20 protein-coding genes are annotated in these 19,368 nt (G+C 67.7%); 11 read left to right on the forward strand and 9 right to left on the reverse strand.

Going from position 1 to position 19,368, the window contains the following annotated elements; genetic code table 11:
* The first annotated feature begins 97 nt into the window (after positions 1-97).
* On the forward strand, positions 98-1,303 hold the full coding sequence (locus tag DIZ26_RS38465) for a type IV toxin-antitoxin system AbiEi family antitoxin domain-containing protein (protein WP_232828778.1): 1,206 nt from the start codon (positions 98-100) through the stop codon (positions 1,301-1,303).
* Here the strand turns inward: DIZ26_RS38465 and DIZ26_RS33450 are convergent.
* From DIZ26_RS33450 to DIZ26_RS33470, 5 genes are all read right to left on the reverse strand, one after another.
* Positions 1,272-1,901 (reverse strand): YdcF family protein, encoded by a 630-nt coding sequence (locus DIZ26_RS33450; protein ID WP_112248544.1) that lies wholly within the window; start codon positions 1,899-1,901, stop codon positions 1,272-1,274. The two genes, DIZ26_RS38465 and DIZ26_RS33450, sit on opposite strands and share 32 nt — an antisense overlap.
* 314 nt (positions 1,902-2,215) lie before the next feature.
* Positions 2,216-2,410: a hypothetical protein gene (locus DIZ26_RS33455; RefSeq protein ID WP_112248545.1), complete on the reverse strand. Its 195-nt coding sequence runs from the start codon at positions 2,408-2,410 to the stop codon at positions 2,216-2,218.
* A gap of 10 nt (positions 2,411-2,420) precedes the next feature.
* Complete coding sequence (locus DIZ26_RS33460; protein ID WP_112248546.1) at positions 2,421-3,236, reverse strand: LLM class flavin-dependent oxidoreductase; 816 nt, start codon at positions 3,234-3,236, stop codon at positions 2,421-2,423.
* A 397-nt stretch (positions 3,237-3,633) separates the two neighbouring features.
* Positions 3,634-4,659, reverse strand: coding sequence for a class II fructose-bisphosphate aldolase (gene fbaA / locus DIZ26_RS33465; protein ID WP_112248547.1), 1,026 nt, complete (start codon positions 4,657-4,659; stop codon positions 3,634-3,636).
* Between the two features lie 206 nt (positions 4,660-4,865).
* Positions 4,866-5,585, reverse strand: a complete 720-nt coding sequence (locus DIZ26_RS33470) for a GntR family transcriptional regulator (protein WP_112248548.1) — start codon at positions 5,583-5,585, stop codon at positions 4,866-4,868.
* A gap of 114 nt (positions 5,586-5,699) precedes the next feature.
* Between DIZ26_RS33470 and DIZ26_RS33475 the strand changes: the two genes are divergently transcribed.
* Positions 5,700-6,752 (forward strand): SIS domain-containing protein, encoded by a 1,053-nt coding sequence (locus tag DIZ26_RS33475; protein WP_232828779.1) that lies wholly within the window; start codon positions 5,700-5,702, stop codon positions 6,750-6,752.
* Between the two features lie 221 nt (positions 6,753-6,973).
* Here DIZ26_RS33475 and DIZ26_RS33480 read toward each other — a convergent pair whose 3' ends face one another.
* Positions 6,974-7,399, reverse strand: coding sequence for a peptidase inhibitor family I36 protein (locus DIZ26_RS33480; RefSeq protein WP_112248550.1), 426 nt, complete (start codon positions 7,397-7,399; stop codon positions 6,974-6,976).
* Positions 7,400-7,560: 161 nt separating this feature from the next.
* Complete coding sequence (locus tag DIZ26_RS33485) at positions 7,561-8,343, reverse strand: IclR family transcriptional regulator domain-containing protein (RefSeq protein WP_112248551.1); 783 nt, start codon at positions 8,341-8,343, stop codon at positions 7,561-7,563.
* A gap of 88 nt (positions 8,344-8,431) precedes the next feature.
* On the opposite strand from DIZ26_RS33485, the gene DIZ26_RS33490 reads away from it, so the two are divergent.
* Genes DIZ26_RS33490 through DIZ26_RS33515 form a run of 6 tightly spaced genes read left to right on the forward strand, consistent with a single transcriptional unit; the run spans position 8,432 to position 15,155 of the window.
* Positions 8,432-9,253 (forward strand): CoA transferase subunit A, encoded by an 822-nt coding sequence (locus tag DIZ26_RS33490; RefSeq protein WP_112248552.1) that lies wholly within the window; start codon positions 8,432-8,434, stop codon positions 9,251-9,253.
* Complete coding sequence (locus DIZ26_RS39250) at positions 9,246-10,253, forward strand: CoA-transferase subunit beta (RefSeq protein ID WP_112248553.1); 1,008 nt, start codon at positions 9,246-9,248, stop codon at positions 10,251-10,253. The genes DIZ26_RS33490 and DIZ26_RS39250 overlap by 8 nt, the downstream gene beginning before the upstream one ends.
* Entirely contained in the window at positions 10,246-11,301 is a 1,056-nt protein-coding gene (locus tag DIZ26_RS33500) for a maleylacetate reductase (RefSeq protein ID WP_112248554.1), read from the forward strand. The genes DIZ26_RS39250 and DIZ26_RS33500 overlap by 8 nt, the downstream gene beginning before the upstream one ends.
* Positions 11,298-12,503, forward strand: a complete 1,206-nt coding sequence (locus DIZ26_RS33505; protein WP_112248555.1) for a thiolase family protein — start codon at positions 11,298-11,300, stop codon at positions 12,501-12,503. Before DIZ26_RS33500 ends, DIZ26_RS33505 begins: the two co-directional genes overlap by 4 nt.
* A gap of 10 nt (positions 12,504-12,513) precedes the next feature.
* On the forward strand, positions 12,514-13,386 hold the full coding sequence (locus DIZ26_RS33510) for an intradiol ring-cleavage dioxygenase (RefSeq protein WP_112248556.1): 873 nt from the start codon (positions 12,514-12,516) through the stop codon (positions 13,384-13,386).
* Positions 13,383-15,155, forward strand: a complete 1,773-nt coding sequence (locus DIZ26_RS33515; protein WP_112248557.1) for an FAD-dependent oxidoreductase — start codon at positions 13,383-13,385, stop codon at positions 15,153-15,155. The genes DIZ26_RS33510 and DIZ26_RS33515 overlap by 4 nt, the downstream gene beginning before the upstream one ends.
* Here DIZ26_RS33515 and DIZ26_RS33520 read toward each other — a convergent pair.
* Both DIZ26_RS33520 and DIZ26_RS33525 read right to left on the reverse strand, forming a co-directional pair.
* Positions 15,111-16,376: an alpha-amylase family glycosyl hydrolase gene (locus DIZ26_RS33520; RefSeq protein WP_112248558.1), complete on the reverse strand. Its 1,266-nt coding sequence runs from the start codon at positions 16,374-16,376 to the stop codon at positions 15,111-15,113. The two genes, DIZ26_RS33515 and DIZ26_RS33520, sit on opposite strands and share 45 nt — an antisense overlap.
* A 116-nt stretch (positions 16,377-16,492) precedes the next feature.
* On the reverse strand, positions 16,493-16,765 hold the full coding sequence (locus DIZ26_RS33525; protein WP_112248559.1) for a hypothetical protein: 273 nt from the start codon (positions 16,763-16,765) through the stop codon (positions 16,493-16,495).
* A gap of 206 nt (positions 16,766-16,971) precedes the next feature.
* On the opposite strand from DIZ26_RS33525, the gene DIZ26_RS33530 reads away from it, so the two are divergent.
* Genes DIZ26_RS33530 through DIZ26_RS33540 form a run of 3 tightly spaced genes read left to right on the forward strand, consistent with a single transcriptional unit; the run spans position 16,972 to position 19,342 of the window.
* Positions 16,972-17,469 carry a SigE family RNA polymerase sigma factor gene (locus tag DIZ26_RS33530; RefSeq protein ID WP_112248747.1) on the forward strand — a complete coding sequence of 166 codons (498 nt, stop codon included), beginning with the start codon at positions 16,972-16,974 and terminating at the stop codon, positions 17,467-17,469.
* 23 nt (positions 17,470-17,492) lie between these two features.
* Entirely contained in the window at positions 17,493-18,281 is a 789-nt protein-coding gene (locus DIZ26_RS33535; RefSeq protein WP_112248560.1) for a hypothetical protein, read from the forward strand.
* Complete coding sequence (locus DIZ26_RS33540; RefSeq protein ID WP_112248561.1) at positions 18,281-19,342, forward strand: beta propeller repeat protein; 1,062 nt, start codon at positions 18,281-18,283, stop codon at positions 19,340-19,342. Before DIZ26_RS33535 ends, DIZ26_RS33540 begins: the two co-directional genes overlap by 1 nt.
* Positions 19,343-19,368 lie beyond the last annotated feature (26 nt).

Raw genomic sequence — 19,368 nt, forward strand, 5'->3', positions numbered from 1 at the left:
CTTTTTTCATGCCCTCTTGTCCACAGCTTTGAAGTAGCGGCCAGGATCCGGGGCCGATCGCTGCATCTTCTCCAGTGTGAACCCACAACTCAGCGTGATGACTCTCATCCGCGGCGGGGTGTTCACCCGTGCCGATGCGCGCGCGTGTGGCTACCCCGACCCGGACATCGACTCCCTGCTGGAGACCGGTAGCTGGCGCCGGATCCGGCCGGGCACCTACGCGCCGCACCAGGTGCTCACTGTGGTGGACGAGCGAATGGTCCACCTCCGGCGGATCTACCGCCTCCTCCGGTACGGCGAGGCCGGGCTGACCGCGAGCCACCAGTCGGCCGCAGCCCTGCACGGCCTTCCGACCTGGGGGCTCGACCTCGGCCAGGTGCACGTGACCGCGCGCGACGGCCGGCCCGGCCGTCATGCGGGCGGCGTGCACCGGCACGTCCGCGACCCGGTCGGCCCACAGGTGCTGACCTGGAACAAGTTGCGGATGGCATCACCCGCCCGAGCCGTCGCCGAGGTCGCCGCCGCCGCCGACCGCGCACCTGCCGTCGCCTTGGCCGAAGCCGCCCTGTACGCCGGGTTGGTGACGCCGGCCGGTCTGCGGCGCGCGACAAGCCAACTGGTGCGGGGCTTTCACCGAGCCCATCGCGTGATCGAGCTCGCCGGCATGGGGTCTGCTTCGGTGGCCGAGTCCCGGCTGCGCCTCATCCTGTCCGAAGCGGGACTGCCGACGCCGCTGTCCTGCCCACCACCGGTCGATTTCCCACCTGCCGACGGCTCGGTTCCCGATGCCTCACTCACCGACGGCTCGCACTACGGCGGCCCGCACCACGGCGGCTCCCACCACGGCGGCTCGCACTACGGCGGCTCGCACTACGACGGACCGCACTACGGCGGCTCGGAGGTGGGCGGCTCGGATGTCGGCGGCCTACAGGTCGGGGGCGGTTGGGAGACCTCTGCTCTCTGGTTTCCCGACGAGCGGACGGTGATCGAGTTCGAGGCCCGCTTTCCCTTTCCCAGTTACGTTTCCGACGACGACACCGAGGAGCTGCCCGACCATGCGATCTCAGCCCACGACCCGAGCGACTACGAGTCCTACCCCGAGCCACTCGAGTACTGCTGGATCTCCTGGGCCGACCTCGACAACCCCACCGAGGTGGTGGACCGCATCCACAGCAGCTTCACCCGAGCCACCCGCCGTACCGGCATCCGTCTCTTCGACCCCACCCGCCGCCGGAAGTCGGGCGTCCACCGACACTGGCCCGGCCGACTCATCACTCCGACGCAGGAGGATCTCCCCAGCTGAGCCCGCTTTGCGACCGGATGCGGCGGAGGTTGCGTTTGCCGAGGGCGGCGAGGAACGGTTTGGCGAGCATCCATTCGCCGAAGCGATAGTCGTCGCCGCGGACCAGCCGGGCTCCGAGGTCGGGACGCAACCGGTGCAGGTAGGCGCGCGCCTTCTCGGCATGGAGGGAGTGGGAGACGATCTTGATCCGGGCCGCGTCCTCGATCAACGGGACGGCGTTCTGAATGTTCTCCCAGGTGCTCCGGCTGGTCGTGTCCAAAGCCAGTTCGCCCTGGTAGCCGCGAATTTCCCTTGCATAGCGAGCCATCAGCTCAGCCTCGGAAACGGCGCCGCCGATCGGCCCTCCGCACAACACCAGCCGACTCGCTCCCTCGGCCCGCCGGGATCGAAGGCCGACCCGCACCCGCCACCGATTCACCGCGTTGATCCGCGCCCCGGGATTCCGAAACCCCAACACCACAACAGCTTCAGTGCCCTGGCCACCGACTGCAGCAGGAGCCAACCGGCGACGAGAGGCGCGCCAATGCTCGTACTCGCCCCACAACAAGAGCACGATCGCCCCACCCACACCCCAGGAGGCCACTCGCCGAAGACCCATCCGGCAACCCTAGACACCCGCAGGTGCCACCTCAGCCCCGCAGGTGCCACCCCAGCACCCCCGCAGGTGCCACCTCAGCCCCCGCAGGTGCCACCTCAACACCCGCAGATGTCACCTCATCCGCAGGTGCCACCTCAACACCCGCAGGTGCCACCTCAACACCCGCAAGTGCCACCTCATCCGCAGGTGCCACCTCAACACCCGCAGGAGCCAACTCAACACCCGCAGGTGCCACCTCATCCGCAGGTGCCACCTCAACACCCGCAGGTGTCACCTCTGCGCGAGCCACGGCTGACCGCCAACGCCGGCCGAACTCAACCAGCGGGCTCGCCGAACCGTTCGACAGGTCGCGGATCGACGATGCCGACGAGTCGCGGATCGACGACGCCGGCGGATCGCGGATCGACGACGCCGACGGGTCGCGGATCGCCAATGCCGACGGGTCGCGGATCGGCGACGCCGACGGTTCGCGGATCGACGATGCCGGCGGGTTGCGGTCGACGACGCACCGGGACGAACTCATGAGAAGGGGCCGTCGGCAACTACTGCGGCGACCTCCGCGCGCCGGAGGTTGTTCTGGTCGAACTCGGTCAGACACCAGGTCGCGCCCTCGGCAGCGAAGGGCCGAGGATCCGACCCCGGCGGCAGCGCGACCACCACGTCGTACGGCGCGGTGCGGTCGGCACGAAACTCTTGGACGCCTTCCACCGCTTCTGCGAGTTGATCCGGATGCACGAGGTTGACCGGGAAGAACCCGTCGTACCGCGCCGCCCGGCGTCGGGGCCGAACTTTCCCGGGGAAGCCGGCGATCCAGATCGGCACCCCGGCGTCCTGCGCCGGCTTGGGCAGGAACTCGACGTCGTCGACGACGTAGTTGTCGGTGCGATGACGGACAGGCTCTCCCGACCACGCCGCTTGCAGGATGGTGAGAGACTCGTCGGTCAGTTCGGCGCGTTTGCGATCGTCGACCTCGTCGCCGAAACGGCTGAACTCCGCACCGAACCGATCGCTGCCGATGCCGACGCCGAGCGTCAACCGCCCTCCACTCAGTACGTCGAGAGTCGCCGTCTGCCGAGCGACGATCGCCGGTCGCCGCCGGGCCAGTGGCGTCACCATCGGCCCAATCCGCAACGTCTCGGTCCTCATCGCGGCGGCGGTGAGCGCGATCCACGGATCGGCGAGCGCACGGACCGGCCGTTCCCAGCGCACGTGATCCCACACGAACAGTCCGTCCCAGCCCGCTTCTTCAGCACTCGCCGCCAACTCGGCGACCACGCGCGCATCAGCCAATTCGTCGAACAACGGAATCCAGACAGCAGACTTCAAAGGCGCCATCCCCCGACGATAGGAGAGCAGCCCCTTGTCCGCAGCCGCTCCCACCCGGCCCACACCGAGCCCACACCCCGCCCACACCGCCCACACCGCCCACACCGAGCCCACACTCAGCCCACACCTAGCCCTCACTCGGCCCACAGCCAGCCCTCACTCGGCTCATAGCCACTCAACAGACCCACCACGCCCCTCGCAGACACCCTCAACCTCCGGACGCACCCTGGCGGGCAGTTGCACGGAAAGAGCCCGCCACCTGGGGTGACGGGCTCTTCGGTCAAGCGGGTCATCTGAGCCGGCGGTGTCTCCCACCTACAGCGGCGGGATCATCACCATCGATGTGACGACGGAGGTTCTGATGGAAGAGCCAAGTGTTCGGCGGCTTCCGGAGTTGCGGCGTGGGTCAGGCGAGCAGGGAGGTGCCGGTGGAGCGGAGGTTCTCGCAGGCTTCGGCGACGCGCTTGGCCATGCCCTCCTCGGCGGCCTTGCCCCAGGCACGCGGGTCGTACGCCTTCTTGTTGCCGACCTCGCCGTCGATCTTCAGCACGCCGTCGTAGTTGGTGAACATGTGCCCGGCGACCGGACGCGAGAACGCGTACTGCGTGTCGGTGTCGACGTTCATCTTGATCACGCCGTGATCGACCGCGGCCCGGATCTCTTCCAGGGTCGAGCCGGAGCCGCCGTGGAAGACGAGGTCGAACGGACGCTCCTTGCCGACCTTGGCGCCGACCTGGTCCTGGATCTCCTTGAGGATCTCCGGCCGCAGCTTGACCGAGCCCGGCTTGTAGACGCCGTGCACGTTGCCGAAGGTCAGCGCGGTCAGGTAGCGACCGTGCTCACCGGTGCCGAGCGCCTCGACCGTGGCCAGGCCGTCCTCGACGGTGGTGTACAGCTTCTCGTTGATCTCGTTCGCGACGCCGTCCTCCTCACCACCGACGACGCCCACCTCGATCTCGAGCACGATCTTGGCCGCCGCGGCCTTGGCCAGCAGCTCCTTGGCGATCTCGAGGTTCTCGGCCAGCGGCACCGCGGAACCGTCCCACATGTGCGACTGGAACAGCGGGTTCTCGCCGCGGGCGACCCGCTCGGCGGAGATCTCCAGCAGCGGCCGGACGAAGCCGTCCAGCTTGTCCTTGGGACAGTGGTCGGTGTGCAGCGCGATGTTCACGTTGTAGTTCTTCGCGACCTCGTGCGCGTACGCCGCCAGCGCGACCGAACCGGTGACCATGTTCTTCACGGTCGAGCCGGACAGGTACTCCGCGCCGCCGGTGGAGACCTGGACGATGCCGTCCGAGCCCGCCTCGGCGAAACCGCGGATCGCGGCGGTCAGCGTCTGCGACGAGCTGACGTTGATGGCCGGGTAGGCGAAGCTGTTCTGCTTGGCCTTGTCCAGCATCTCGGCGTAGACCTCAGGGGTGGCAATAGGCATGTCTCGCGGTACTCCTCACAGCAAAAGAACGTGTGGGTCGAGCTCCAGTATCACCGTCGCGCACGTCGTCGTACGCGGCGGCCTCCTTGCCGGGCCGGCCAGGTAGCCGGGGAGCGAACAGCAGGCTAAGAGACCAGTTCATGAAGAGGACTGATCCAGTTCGTTGCGGCGCCGGGTCGGCCGTGTTGCGTCACCGGCACCGGGACTCAGGCCGATCCGGTCCGCGGGCCACGCGGCGTCAGGGCCATGTGCAGCCGATAACGGTCGGCCCGGTAGGCCGACCAGGACAGTTCGACGACCTTGCGGCCGGCGAAGGTGGTGCGCTCGAGGACCAGCAGGGGTGCCCGCCTGGCCACGCCGAGGACCCGGGCGACATGACCGTCGGCGTTGTCCGCCCGGACGGTCTGCTCACCCGACGTGACGACGACGTCGTACTCGCTGGCGAAGACGTCGTACAGGGTGCCGAGCTCTCGGCCGAGCAGGCCGGGGAAGAGCGCGGACGGGTAGTAGCCGATCTCGTAGGCCATCGGCGAGGCGTCCGCGGTGCGCAGCCGCTCGACCCGGATCACCTTGGTGCCCTTCGGGACGCGCAGCCCCTTGGCCGTCTCGTCGGAGGCCTCGATCTCGGTGGCCGACAGCACCACGGTGCCCGGCTCGAGCCCGCGGGCCCGCATCTCCCGGGAGAACGAGGTGAGGTGCAGCTGCGAGTCGACCTGAGGACCGGTGACGAAGGTGCCCTTGCCGTGCACCCGCTCCAGCGCGCCGGACTCGACCAGGTCGCTGATCGCCTGCCGGACGGTGACCCGGGAGACGTTCAGTTTGTCCACCAGGGCACGCTCGGAAGGGATCGGGTCACCCGGGTGCAGCTCGACGTCGATCAGCCGCTCGAGCACCGATCGGACCTGGGCCCGCTTGGTAGCCACCATCGAATCTCGATCCTCCAGACCTGGGCGGCCACGCAGGGGGTGCCCCGGTACGCCGCTCACTGCTATCGTGCGCATCATACCTGTTAAGACCAGATAGGACCAGTGATCGTTGTGGTGTCAACGCCCGTCCCCGCCCCGGCAACCCAGATGGCCCGCGAGATCGCCGAACAGCCCGCCGCGCTGGCCGCGACCTTCGAGGCCCTGCTGCCGTTGCGGCACGACGTCACGCGGCTGGCCGCGGGGCGTCGGCACGTGATCTTCGTGGCCCGCGGGTCGTCCGACAACGCGGGCGTCTACGGGCGGTACCTGACCGAGATCCACGCCGGCCGGCAAGCGTCGCTGGCCGCGCCGTCGGTCGCCACCCTGTACGGCGCCAACCTCGACCTGTCGAACTCCTTGGTCGTAGCGGTCAGCCAGTCCGGCGCCACTCAGGAGATCGTCGACACCGCCGAGTGGGCCAAGCGCAACGGCGCCGCGATCGTCGGCATCACCAACGACGGCGACAGCCCGCTGGCTTCGACCGCCGATGTCGCGCTCATCACCCAGGCCGGCAAGGAACTCGCGGTCCCGGCGACCAAGACCTACACCACGCAACTGGCCGCGATCACCGTCGCGGTCGACGCGCTGGCGCAGAAGCCCGGCACGCTCGACGCGGACATCGCCCGGGTCCCCGACGCGGCCGCGAAGATGCTCGAGGGCTCCGTCGAAGCCGCCGCCGACCTGCTCGCCGGTGCGCACGACGTACTGTCCAGCGGACGCGGCCTCACCTTCGGTACGACGCTCGAGGTGGCCCTCAAGCTCGAGGAGACCTGCCTGCAGCCGGTCCGCGGACTCTCGTACGCGGACCTCAAGCACGGCCCGATCGCCGTCGTCGACGCGGACCTGGTCACCATCCTCGTCGCGGCCGCCGACGGCCCCGCCCTGCCGGGGATGACCGAGCTGGCCGCGATCGTGCGAGAGAAGGGCAGCAAGATCCTCGGCATCGGCGGCGACGCGACCTTCGCCTCCCGCTGCGACGTCAACCTGGCCGGCCCGGACCTCCCGGAGACCCTGTCCCCCCTCGCCCTCGTCATCCCGGCCCAGCGCGCGATCGAGGCCCTGGCCCGCAAACTCGGCCTCGACCCCGACGCCCCCCGAGGCCTCCGCAAGGTCACCCAAACCGACTGACCCCTCGTCGGCAACGCCGCAAAGCCCGCGCTCACCAGACGCGAGCGGCGCCCGCAGTACAGGCGCCCGCCACCTGAAGTTCGAGGTGGCGGGCGCTTTGCTTTCTGGGTGTCCTAGGCCTGCTGGGCATCGAGGATGCCGGACAGGCTGGCAGTCAGGTAGCTGATCAGGGCGAAAGATGATCGCAGAAGACCCCCGGGACCTCCGTCACCCCAGGAAAGTCAGACGGTACGCACGCTGCGGATGCTTTCCCCCGGGGAGCGTTCGCCCGGCGCAAACTGCCGCCAGCCACCTGTGCATCCTTCGCCGTTGTAGACCGTGACGTAGAAGTTCGTGTGGTTGACGATCGATTTGCGGCCCGGGTTGAAGGGCGTGTAGCAGACACCGCGGGTAGTGCCTCCGAGCCAGCCCTTGCGGTAGTTGATCTCGGCGAAAGCGCAGAACCAGCCTGCCGGGCAGTCCTCAGCTGCTGCTGGTGAGGCCGACGGACCGGTCGTCCGCAGTCCGACGACTGGAGGTGCCGAGGGCGCGACGCTGCGCGGCGCGCCCGAGTCGGGTGCTTCGGCGGCGCTGGCGGTGGTCGAGGCGAGGCCGGCGATCACGAGGGCGGACAGGGTCATCGTGGTGAACAATCGTTTGCTCGCCATGCAGGCAACGTAGGCAGTCGATTACCGAGAGTCGATGGATACAGGGATACTTGCAGCTTTTGCCATTCAGTCGCAGGTATGTCCCGCCGCCGTGCCGTGACGGCTGGATCACGTCGACCGGCCTCGGCTGACCGCTGGCGACCAGCAGCGCGTCGCCGCGGTCAGATTCGGCCGCGGCGGCGCAACGCAGTACTGATGCTTTCCGCGCAGTCTCGTAGAGGCTCCAGTACGTCGGAGCGCAGGGCTGCCTTTGATGTTCGGGACGCGTGGGCCGAGACGTTCAGGGCAGCCACCGGTCGGCCGCGGGAGTCCTTGATCGGTACTGCGATCGACCGCAGCCCTAGCTCCAGCTCCTGATCGACCAGCGCGTACCCGTCCGCACCAGCGCGAGTCACCACTTCACGTAGCGCGTCTGTCGACGTCACCGTGTGCTCTGTATGTGCCTCGGCGTCCAGTGACTCCAGGTATGCCGACAGTTCCTCCTCCGGCAGTCCCGCGAGCAGCACGCGCCCCATCGAAGTCGCGTACGCCGGGAGGCGCGCCCCCACGCCGAGCGCGACCGTCATGATCCGGCTGGTGGGCACCCGGGCGACGTAGACGATGTCGGGCAGGTCCAGCGTCGCTATCGAGCACGACTCCCGCGTCTTGGCGCTCAGCTCCTCCATGAACGGGCCGGCGATGTCGCCGAGGTCCAGCGAGGACAGGTACGCCCAGCCCAGCGCCAGCACTCGCGGCGTCAGCGAGAACCGCCGCCCGTCACTGCGCACATAGCCGAGCTCCTCAAGAGTCAGCAAGATCCGTCGGGCTGTGGCCGGGGTGATGCCCACATCGCGGGCCACCTCGCTCAGCGTCAGCGACGGCGCATCCGCGGAGAACGCCCGGATCACCGCCAGCCCGCGCTCCAGCCCCTGCAGAAAAGTCCCCGTAGACGCCTCACCGGCCATCAGCTACGCTCTTTTCGTTGAAAGAAAAACTTTTCGCTGAGCGAAATCTACTCAGACGGTAACCGAGAACAGGGAGCCGCGTCCAGCTATGACAGTTCCGCTGGCTGATGCCATTGCCGAGCATGTGCACGACGGCGACACCGTCGCGCTCGAGGGCTTCACGCATCTGATCCCCTTCGCTGCTGCCCACGAGATCGCGCGGCAGGGGCGCAGGCAGCTGACGCTCGTGCGGATGACGCCGGACCTCGTGTATGACCAGCTGATCGGCCTGGGCGTCGCTGACCAGCTGGTGTTCTCGTACGGCGGCAACCCGGGCGTCGGCTCGCTACACCGGCTTCGCGACGCAGTGGAGAACCACTGGCCGCACCGACTCGCAATACACGAGCACAGCCATGCCGGGCTCGCCAACGCGTACTCCGCCGGAGCCGCCCGCCTACCGTTCGCCGTACTGCGTGGCTACCGCGGCACGGATCTCGAGGAGCAGCGCGACATCATCTCGCGGGTCACCTGTCCGTTCACCGGAGAGGAGCTGGCCGCCGTACGGGCTGTGAACCCGGACGTCACGGTGATCCACGCGCAGCTCGCGGACCGCGACGGCAACGTGATGCTGTGGGGAATCACCGGGGTGCAGCGAGAAGCCGTGTTGGCGGCCAAGCGGGCGATCGTCACGGTCGAAGAAGTGGTCGACGAGTTCCCGGAGCACACGGGCGCGGTGATTCTGCCGAACTGGGTGCTGGCTGCTGTTTGCGTGGTATCGAATGGCGCTTGGCCTTCGTATGCGGCCGGTTACTCGGTTCGCGACAACGATTTCTATCTGGAGTGGGACAAGATCTCCCGCGATCGCGAAGCCTTTCTGGAATGGGCTGCCGCCAACGGGCTTCCACCGCAGAAGGAGAACTCGCATGTCTGACTGGGACAGCGCCGACATGATGAATGTCGCCGCGGCACGTGAGCTCAAGAACGGCGACGTCTGTTTGGTCGGGGTCGGGCCGCCCAACCTGGCGGCGAATCTCGCTCGGCGGACGCACGCGCCGAACTGCCGGCTGGTGTACGAGTCCGGCGCGATCGACGCGAAGCCGAGGCGGTTGCCGTTGTCGATCGGGGACGACGATCTGGCGGCGACGGCGATCGCGGTGGTGTCGGTACCGGAGATGTTCAACTTCTGGGTCGGTGCCGGGCGGATCGACGTCGGGTTCCTCGGGGCCGCGCAGATCGACCGGTTCGGCAACATCAACACCACGGTCATCGGCAGCCATGCCGATCCGACGACGAGGCTGCCCGGTGCGGGTGGCGCGCCGGAGATCGCGGCCGCGGCCGGCCGGGTGATCGTGATCGTGAAGCAGTCGCCCCGCACGTTCGTCGAGCAGCTCGACTTCATCACGTCCGTCGGCTACGGCCCCACCGGCCGCGAGCGCCGCACCCGCAGCGCCCCCGACCGAACCACCGAGCCAACCGACGCCGAGCCGACCGGTGCTGGGCCGATGGGTGCTGGGCCGACCGGTGTTGGGGCGACGGGCGCTGGGCCGACCGGTGCTGGGCCGATGAGCGCTGGCCGGACCGCCGTCGGGTCGACCGGTGCTGGGCCGATGGGCGCTGGCCCGACCGCCGCTGGGGCGATGGGCGCTGGCCGGACCGGCGCCGGGTCGATGGGTGCTGGGCCGACCGGTGCTGGGGCGATGGGTGCTGGGCCGACGTTGGTGATCACCGACTTCGGCGTACTGGAGCCGGATCCCGGGACCAATGAGTTGACGATGACGCGGCTGCATCAAGGTGTCACTGTCGAGGATGCTCGCAAGGCGACCGGCTGGGACCTGAAGGTTGCCGAGAGCATCGAAGAAGTCCCGCCACCGACCGCGACCGAGTTGGCCGCTTTGCGCAGCCTCCGTAACCGGGAGACCGCTGATGCCTGAGCCTTTCGTACACGTCGGACTGCCGAGCCGGATCGTGCTCGGCCCCGGCACGTTGGACAGCGTCCCGAACGAAGTGGACCTGCTCGAGATCACCAAAGTGCTGCTGATCGCCACCAACTCGGTGCGCAACGAGGCGGATTTGCTCGAGCTCGCCTTGCAGGACCGGTTCGCCGGCCGCATCGACGGAGTGAAGCAGCACGTCCCGATGGAACGAGCCGAGGCGGCTCGCGCCAAGGCCAGAGAGGTCGATGCAACCGGTATCGTCGCGATCGGCGGTGGTTCGGCGATCGGCCTGGCGAAGGCGATCGCGCTCACCTCACACCTCCCGATCATCGCGATCCCGACCACGTACGCGGGTTCCGAAATGACACCGGTCTGGGGCCAGACGGCCGACGGCGACAAGACGACGGGCACCGACCTCGCAGTACTGCCGAAGACTGTTGTCTACGATCCGTTGCTGAGCAGGCAACTCCCCCTGGACATCACCGCCGCCAGCGTTGCCAACGCGTTGGCCCACTGCGTCGAAGCGACCTGGACTGCCAAGGCCGACCCGATCACCGAAGTCATCGCAGTAGAAGGAGTCCGGGCACTACGCGACGGTCTGCAAACCGTCCTCACCAACCCCACCGACTTAGATGCCCGCAGCAACCTTCTGTACGGCGCTTCGCTGGCCGGCTCGGCGTTGGCGAGTGCGGGCACCGGGATCCACCACAAGCTCTGCCACTTGCTCGGCGGCGCCTACAACCTGCCGCATGCGGAGACGCATGCCGCTGTCCTTCCGCAGGTCTCGCGATACAAGGCGACCGGACGGGCAAAGCAAAGACTCGAAGCAGCTCTGCAGACCGACGACCTGGCAACCGGACTCTTCGACCTGTTCACCGAGGCGCACGTGCCGATCAGCCTGAAAGAGCTTGGATTGACCGAAGCCCAGGCCAGCGAGGCAGCTGACAAGTTTGCAGCGGCCCATCCCGAGGAGGAGAAGAAAGTTGTCGCCGACATACTCCTCCGCGCTTGGAACGGCAGCAAACCTGAAGGAGTCTCCCGATGAGATCCGCTTACTTGCTGGACGCGGTACGGACACCCGTCGGCAAGCTCGGCGGCGCGTTGTCCGGTGGGCGGCCGGACGATCTGGCGGCCGTGACGCTGCAGGAGCTCCTTCGCCGCAACCCCGGGCTCGATCCAGAGATGGTCGAGGACATCTTCCTCGGCAACGCGAACGGCGCCGGTGAAGAGAATCGCGATGTCGCTCGGATGGCAGCCCTGCTGGCCGGCTTCCCGACGAGCACTCCCGGTACGACGGTCAACCGGCTCTGCGGATCCGGTCTCGAAGCCGCGATCCAGGCGGCCCGCGCGATCGAGACCGGCGACGCGAACCTGGTGATCGCCGGCGGCGTGGAGTCGATGAGCCGCGCACCCTGGGTCCTTCCCAAGCCTGACAAAGCCTTCCCCCACGGCAGCATGACCGCGGAGTCGACCTCGCTCGGCTGGCGGCTGGTCAACCCGCGGATGCCGAGGGAGTGGACGATCTCCCTCGGCGAGGCGACGGAACTCCTGGCTGAGCGCTACCACGTCGAACGCGAAGCGCAGGATCTCTTCGCACTGGAGAGTCATGAGAAGGCTGGAAAGGCGTGGGCAGCAGGCCGATTCGACGACGAGGTCGTTCCGTGGGAGCACCTGGCACCCATCCTTCCTCCCAAGAGTGCCCCGTTGCAGCGAGACGAATCCATCCGCGACGGCGGCACCCCTGAGGTGATGGCGAAGCTCCGGCCGGCGTTCAAAGAGGGCGGCACGGTGACGGCCGGAAACTCGTCGACACTGAACGACGGCGCTTCCGCAGTACTGATTGCCGATGAGACAACCGCACAAGGGCTCGGAATCGCACCGCTGGCGCGCATCGTCAGCCGGGCGGTGCACGCGGTCGAACCGCAGTACTTCGGGATCGGTCCGGTCGAGGCGTCGCGCAAGGCACTGGCGAAGGCCGGGATCGGCTGGAACGACCTGACGCTCGTCGAGCTGAACGAGGCGTACGCGGCGCAAAGCCTTGCCTGCTTGGGGGAATGGCCCGAGCTGGACCGCGGCAAGGTGAACGTGAACGGCGGAGCAATCGCGCTGGGGCATCCCCTCGGCAGCTCCGGTACCAGGATTCTGACCACGCTCGCGCACGAGTTGCGCCGGCGTGGTGGCGGCTACGGCCTGGCGACGCTGTGCATCGGTGTCGGCCAAGGCCTCGCGATGGTCATCGAGGCATAGGAGCAACCGGATGGACCTGGAAGGCAAAGACCTGACCGACACGGTGGTGGCGAGCTTCGAGGGCAGCCCTGACGACCGCACGAAGGCCGTGATGGGCGCGCTGGTCCGGCACCTGCACGCGTTCGCCCGGGAAGTCGACCTGACCGAGGAGGAATGGTTCAAGGGCATCGACTTTCTCACCCGAACCGGACACAAGTCGACCGGCACCCGGCAGGAGTTCGTCCTGTTGTCCGATGTGCTGGGCCTGTCGATGCTGACCGTCGGACTCGCCAACCGCACTCCTCCGGGCGTCACCGAGTCGACCGTCTTCGGGCCGTTCTTCGTCGAAGGTTCGCCGGAGATCGAGCTCGGCGGCGACTTGTCCAACGGGGCTCCCGGACAACCGTGTCTGGTGAGCGGGCGAGTCCTGGACACCAAGGGGCAGCCGATCGCGGGTGCGCTGGTGGAGACCTGGCAGGCCGACGAAGACGGCTTCTACGACGTACAGAAGGACACCGACGGGCCGCAGAACCGTGGTCACCTGACAACGGATGCCGACGGCAACTACTCGTTCTGGGCCGTCCGCCCGGTGGCCTATCCGATTCCCGACGACGGGCCGGTCGGCGAGTTGCTCCGGGCCGGTGGCCGTGGGCCGATGCGGCCGGCGCACATCCACTTCATGGTCACCGCGCCCGGCTTCTCCCGGCTGATCACGCATGTCTTCGCGGCCGGAGACGAGCATCTACACGACGACGCCGTGTTCGGCGTGAAGGACTCGCTGATCGCCGAGTTCACCGAGCATCCGGCCGGGACCGCTCCGGACGGCCGCGAGCTCCAGCAGCCTTACAGCACAGTCCAGTACGACCTGGTGCTCGCGACCACCGAGGAGACGCACGCGCTATGACCGAGGGATTCGAGACCGATGTCCTGATCATCGGCAGTGGCCCGGCGGGTGGGGCCGCCTCGCTCTTCCTGTCCAGCTACGGCGTCGACAACGTCGTACTGACTCGCTACCGCTGGACGGCGAACACCCCGCGCGCCCACATCACCAACCAGCGCACGGTCGAACTGATGCGCGACATGGGCATCGAGGACGAGATCACCGGCAAGGGGACCTCGCACGAACTGATGGGCCAGACCGCCTTCTGCACCAGCCTCGCCGGTGAGGAGATCGGCCGGATCCGTACCTGGGGAACGCATCCGCAACGCCTCGCCGACTACACCGAGGCGTCGCCGACGTTGCCGTGCGATCTCCCGCAGACGCTTTTCGAGCCGATCCTGGTCAGTACGGCGGCGGCTCGCGGCGCCCGGATCCGCTTCGACACGGAGTACTTGTCGCTGACGCAGGACGCGGACGGCGTCACCGCGAGAGTCCGGGACCGGCTGAGCGGTTCGGAGTACGAGATCCGGGCGAAGTACCTGATCGGCGCTGACGGCGGGCGGAGCAAAGTTGCCCAAGACATCGGATTGCCGATGGCGGGCGCGATGGACCTCGAAGGGTCGGTGAACATCGTCTTCGAGGCGGACCTGTCGAAGTACGTCGCGCATCGGCCGAGCGTGCTCTACTGGGTGCTCCAGCCGGGCGCCCAGATCGGCGGGATCGGCGCCGGCCTGGTCCGGATGGTCCGGCCGTGGAACGAGTGGCTGGTCGTCTGGGGCTACGACATCAACCAGCCCGCGCCTGTGGTCGATGAGGCGATGGCGACGGAGATCGTGCACAACCTGGTCGGCGACGACAGCATCGACGTCAAGCTCAAGGGCACGTCGGTCTGGAGCGTCAACCACATGTACGCCGAGCAGACGTCGGCCGGCCGCGTGTTCTGCATGGGCGACGCGATCCACCGGCACCCACCGAGCAACGGGCTCGGCTCGAACACCTCGATCCAGGACGCCTACAACCTCGCCTGGAAGCTGGCGCTGGTCCTCAAAGGTCAGGCCGCGCCTCAACTGCTCGACACGTACGACGCAGAGCGGGCGCCGATCGCCAAGCAGATCGTCGATCGGGCGAACAAGAGCCGCACCCAATTCGGTCAGATCTTCCGGGCGCTCGGGATGACGCCCGACGCGCCGGCCGGGCGGACGATCGATTCGCGCAAGGACGACACGGCCGAGGGTGCCGCCCAGCGCGAGGAACTCCGGGAGGCGATCAAGCTCAAGGACTACGAGTTCAACGCGCACGGCGTCGAGCTCGGGCAGCGCTATCGATCGGCGGCAGTGGTTCCGGACGGTACGCCGGAACCCTTGTACGACAGGGATCCCGAGCTCTATTACCACCCGACGACCTGGCCCGGCGCACGCATCCCGCACTGCTGGCTGACCCGCGGGACCGAGACCGTGAGCACGCTCGACGTCGTCGGCAAGGGCCGTTTCACCTTGCTCAGCGGGATCGGCGGTGACGCCTGGGTCAAAGCCGCGGAACTCGTCTCCGAACGGCTGGGCGTGGGGATCGAGCCCTTCGTGATCGGTCCCGGCCGCGACCTGGAGGACCTGTACGGCGACTGGGCCCGGCTTCGCGAGATCACGGACACCGGGTGCCTCGTAGTACGGCCTGATGCTCATATCGCCTACCGGGCAAGCGCTGTCGACGCGGATCCGACCACTGCCCTGACAGAGGCCTTCGAACGACTGCTAGGGCGACGTCAGGATGCGCCAGCTGTGCGGAGCGACCAGTAACGGCTCCTCCGGTAGCGGCGAATGATCTGGTTGGGCAGCGATCACGAGGCCTGCCACTTCGACCGGGAAGTGGTAGGCCTCGTCGCCGACGTTCAGGAGGAGCAGTAGCTGGCCGCGTGCGTCACCAGATCGCAGCGCGAGCGCCTTGTTCGTCAGGTGAACCACCTTCGTCCGCGACCGTGTCAGCCACGCGTTGCGACGCCGTACGCCGATCAGTCGCTGGTGCAGCCGGTACGTCGTCCAGTCGGCGTCGGCGAGCTGATCCGGCTTCTCCGGGAACTCCGGCCGGATGGCGTCGTCGCCACCGACCCGGTCCTCCTTGAGTCCGGTCATCGCCTGCTCGTCGCCGTAGTAGATGCTCGGGATGCCGGCGACACCGAACAGGATCGCGAGCGCGTGCCCGAGATGCCGCTCGTCGTCGAGTTTCGTGGCGATCCGGGTGACGTCGTGGTTGCCGACGAACGTCTGCGGCACCATCGGGTCGACCACCGCCTGGTGCCGCTCCAGCGCGTAGGCGAGCTCGAAGAAGTTGCCGTCGTTCAGCGAACTCCAGATCGCCTTCCACAGCTCGTACTGCGTAACCGAGTCGAGCGTGCTCGTCGCGGCATAGCCTGCGTAGTCGCCGTGGATCAGCTCACCGACGAACCAAGCCTCGGGGTAGCGCTCACGCACCTGCGCCAGCACGCCCGCCCAGAACTCCGGCGCTACGGCGTACGCCGCGTCGAGACGCCAGCCGTCGATACCGCGCTCGAGCCAGTGGCACATCACGTCGGCGACGTACTCGCGGACCTCAGGCAGGTCGTGGTTGAGGACCAGCAGGTGCTCATGGCCCTCGAAGTAGACCTGTGCGCCATCGGGGTGGCGGCGGAACCACTCCGGCTTCGCCGCGAACGATCTCGCGACGTGGTTGAACACGCCGTCCAGAACGACCCGGAGGCCTCGCGCCTTGGCCGCCGCGACGAGCCGGTCGAAGTCGGCGTAATCACCCAGCCGGGGATCGATCTGGAAGTGGTCGACCGTGTCGTACCCGTGCGTCTCCGACTCGAAGATCGGACCGAGCAGCAGGCCGGAGCAACCGAGCTCGATCGCGTAGTCGAGCCAGTTCTCCACACGCGGCAGGCGATGCACGATCCGCCGGCCGGGAGGCGCAGTCTTCTCCGCCCCTACGAACCCCAACGGATACACCTGCCACCAGATCGCATGATCAGCCCACAGCGGCATCCCAGCTCCTCCCGAACGAGAACACCACAGTAGTCATCCGCCCACGCCGCCCCTGCGTCGCTGCTCCCCCGCCCCCGCGGAGGACCCCTGAACCACGGGGCGCGCGCAGGTGTGTGTCAGCTAGCGGCGTTGAGGAAGGCGGGGTGGGCCTCTTCTACCAGGGCCACCATTTCGGCGGTTTCGGCTTCCAGGAGTTTCAGGTAGGCGAGGCGGGACTCGTCGGTGCGGGCCGTGGCGGCGGCGGTGGAGATGGCCTGGACGGTGGCGACCTCGTGGACGAGTGCGCCCCAGATCTCCTGGAGCTGCTCGATGGATGCTGGGCGCGCGTAGGCGACCTGCGGGATCTCGTCGAATTCCGACGCACGGCGGACATGCAGATTCGAACTCATGGATTGCCCCCATTTGGGAAAAGTTGCCTCAACTGCCTCACAGCTCGAAGAACTCCCCAATCCTTCGTACCTAGCTGCTCCAACGGAGCTCAACCCCTCGGGGTTACGGCCCCTGAGCCGGCAACTTTTCCGGCACCGGCTGCAACAAGACCGCGCACCGCGGACTCTTACCCCTTCGACAGCAGTTCGGCGACGGAAGGGTGATCGTGAGTGCCGATCTCGAGGAGTTCAGCGAATTCGCCGCCGCGCGCGGTACTCAGCTGTTCCGGATGGCGTACCTGCTGGCCGGTGACCGCCATGCGGCCGAGGACCTGACCCAGACCACGCTCGGCAAGCTCTACGCCTCCTGGTCCAAGGTCAGCCGGGCCGACAACCCGGTCGCCTACAGCCGCACGGTGATGGTTCGCACCTACGTCGCTTCCCAGCGCAGGACGAGGCTGGAGCGACCGACCGCCGAAGTACCGGACAGCGGCCGGCACGGCGAGGACACCGCCTTGCGACTGACCCTGTTCAGCGCGCTGGCCGAGCTGCCGGGCCGCGACCGGGCGATCGTCGTACTGCGGTACTGGGAGGACCACAGCGTCGAGGACACCGCCACGATCCTCGGCGTCAGCTCCGGCACGGTCCGAACCAGGAGTCAGCGAGCCCTCGGCAAGTTGCGGCAGCGGCTCGGTACCGAAATCAGCGAATTGAGTGGGCGATGAGCCCGGAACCGGAAGGACCCCTGATGGGTTTCGAGACCGAACTCAGCGAGCGGCTGCACGCCGAGACCGATGACGCCGTTGTCGATCTCGATCAACTTCTCACCGGAAGCGTTGCCTACGGCACCAAGCTCGTACGCCGGCGGCGGGTGACCCGGATCGTCGCGGGTGCGGCCTGTGTCGCCGCGCTGGGCGGAGCCTTCGCCTACGCCGGGACGCTGAACAATCCCGCCGGCGGCAAGATCCCGCCGGCCGCAACGGTCACCGCGACCCGCCCCGAGAAGCAGGTGCCGATCACCCCGCAGGCGGCGCTCGCCGTACTGCTCGAGTTGTTGCCCAACTCCGACCTCGCCATCAACCGGCGCGGGGGCTTCGACGGCATGAACAAGGTCCGAGGGATCTACGCGACGGCCGACTACGGCACCGCCGTACTGCGGCTTGAGATCGTCAAGAACCCGGTCCCCTACTCGTGTGCCGCGTACGAAGCCGGCTGCAAGGTGGTTCGCCTTCCGGACGGATCGAAGCTTCGTCTGCTCACCGCGAGCGTGGGCGGTGGTCAAGGCAAGAAGGACATCCAGCAACTGCAGGCCAATCTGAGCCGCGAGGACGGGTTCAGCCTCGACCTGATCGCCTACAACAACGCTCCGGCCCAACCGGCCATCACGCTTGCTCAGTTGCAGGCGATCGCGACCAGCACGCGCTGGCACCCGCGCCTGGACCAGTCCTTCGTTGCCAAGAGCGAACACCTGTTCCGGCCACGCCTGGTCACCGAACCGTCCGTACCGCAGTCCATCAACTCCCCTGGAGCCAACTGATGAAGCTCGCCCTGACCGCAGGCCTGTCCGCCACCGCGTTGATCCTCACCACCGGCCCTGCGCTCGCGGCAGCTGACGACTGGCACGAAACACCGACCGGAGTGGACGCGCTACTTCCCTACAGCATCTCGACCGGCGGCGGAGCCCTCTGGACCGTGGGCGCGATCGACACCAGGGACGACTTCCAGCCAGTCGCAGCGCGCTGGGTGAACGGGAAATGGCAGACAACGCCTCAGCCGGCCGGCCACGGTCGACTGGGCGATGTCGCCGTCAGGACAGCCGACGATGCCTGGGCGGTTGGCGCCCAGTGGGCCCCAGGAGCGCTGTGGTCAGATCTACTCGTCCAGCACTGGAACGGGAAGGCGTGGAAGCAGGTCGCCGGCCCCACCCCCGCCAGGGAAGACGGCAGCGAGTTTTACACCGTCGCCATCCAGGGTGGTCAGGTGTGGGCGGCCGGAAGCGGGCCAGGGCCGACAGAGGGCTCCAGCGAAGGCATCGTCTACCGGTACGACGGGAAACGGTGGATCGGCGTCAACGACGCGATCAGCGCCGCATCGCTGTTCATCTACGACATCGCCCCGCTCAGCCGCACCAACGTCTGGATCGCTGCCGAGAACGGGATCAAGCACTACGACGGGCAACACTGGAAGGACGCCGCGCTGCCCGGTGGTCCGTCCCCCGCGGTACATCTGCGCGGTCTCGCAGCGGTCAGCCCGTCCGACATCTGGGCCGTCGGCCATCGAGAAGATCCCGTACTACGGAGGCGTCCGCTCGTCTACCACTTCAACGGCAAAGTGTGGTCCGAGGTGTCGACACCTGCTGATTCGGGCGAGCTCTGGTCGGTCAACCTGGTGAAGGGCCAACCAGTGGCTGTCGGTGAGAGCCCGCGCGGACCGTACTTGTTGCGGATGACCGGGACGGGATTCGTCCGGCAGCCAGACCCAGCCGGAGCAGGCCTCCTCTTCAGCTCGACCGTCACCGGCGGGCGGCTCTGGATTGCCGGCAAGGCAGCCGACAACACTGCCGCCTACGTCGGCTTCAGCAGGTTGGGTAGTGGATGACGTTGGATGTGCCTGCGGCTCTAGGG

The sequence above is a fragment of the Kribbella monticola genome (assembly GCF_003261635.1).
In the GTDB taxonomy this organism is placed as follows: Bacteria; Actinomycetota; Actinomycetes; order Propionibacteriales; family Kribbellaceae; genus Kribbella; species Kribbella monticola.

Bases quoted from the DNA above. Each gene is read 5' to 3' on its own strand.
- DIZ26_RS33540 (WP_112248561.1), top strand. From the start codon at position 18,281: ATGAAGCTCGCCCTGACCGCAGGCCTGTCCGCCACCGCGTTGATCCTC.
- DIZ26_RS33510 (WP_112248556.1), top strand. From the start codon at position 12,514: ATGGACCTGGAAGGCAAAGACCTGACCGACACGGTGGTGGCGAGCTTC.
- DIZ26_RS33500 (WP_112248554.1), top strand. From the start codon at position 10,246: ATGCCTGAGCCTTTCGTACACGTCGGACTGCCGAGCCGGATCGTGCTC.
- DIZ26_RS33520 (WP_112248558.1), bottom strand. From the start codon at position 16,376: ATGCCGCTGTGGGCTGATCATGCGATCTGGTGGCAGGTGTATCCGTTG.
- fbaA (WP_112248547.1), bottom strand. From the start codon at position 4,659: ATGCCTATTGCCACCCCTGAGGTCTACGCCGAGATGCTGGACAAGGCC.
- DIZ26_RS39250 (WP_112248553.1), top strand. From the start codon at position 9,246: ATGTCTGACTGGGACAGCGCCGACATGATGAATGTCGCCGCGGCACGT.
- DIZ26_RS33460 (WP_112248546.1), bottom strand. From the start codon at position 3,236: ATGGCGCCTTTGAAGTCTGCTGTCTGGATTCCGTTGTTCGACGAATTG.
- DIZ26_RS33515 (WP_112248557.1), top strand. From the start codon at position 13,383: ATGACCGAGGGATTCGAGACCGATGTCCTGATCATCGGCAGTGGCCCG.
- DIZ26_RS33490 (WP_112248552.1), top strand. From the start codon at position 8,432: ATGACAGTTCCGCTGGCTGATGCCATTGCCGAGCATGTGCACGACGGC.
- DIZ26_RS33450 (WP_112248544.1), bottom strand. From the start codon at position 1,901: ATGGGTCTTCGGCGAGTGGCCTCCTGGGGTGTGGGTGGGGCGATCGTG.
- DIZ26_RS33535 (WP_112248560.1), top strand. From the start codon at position 17,493: ATGGGTTTCGAGACCGAACTCAGCGAGCGGCTGCACGCCGAGACCGAT.
- DIZ26_RS33485 (WP_112248551.1), bottom strand. From the start codon at position 8,343: ATGGCCGGTGAGGCGTCTACGGGGACTTTTCTGCAGGGGCTGGAGCGC.
- DIZ26_RS33470 (WP_112248548.1), bottom strand. From the start codon at position 5,585: ATGGTGGCTACCAAGCGGGCCCAGGTCCGATCGGTGCTCGAGCGGCTG.
- DIZ26_RS33525 (WP_112248559.1), bottom strand. From the start codon at position 16,765: ATGAGTTCGAATCTGCATGTCCGCCGTGCGTCGGAATTCGACGAGATC.
- DIZ26_RS33505 (WP_112248555.1), top strand. From the start codon at position 11,298: ATGAGATCCGCTTACTTGCTGGACGCGGTACGGACACCCGTCGGCAAG.
- DIZ26_RS33480 (WP_112248550.1), bottom strand. From the start codon at position 7,399: ATGGCGAGCAAACGATTGTTCACCACGATGACCCTGTCCGCCCTCGTG.
- DIZ26_RS38465 (WP_232828778.1), top strand. From the start codon at position 98: ATGACTCTCATCCGCGGCGGGGTGTTCACCCGTGCCGATGCGCGCGCG.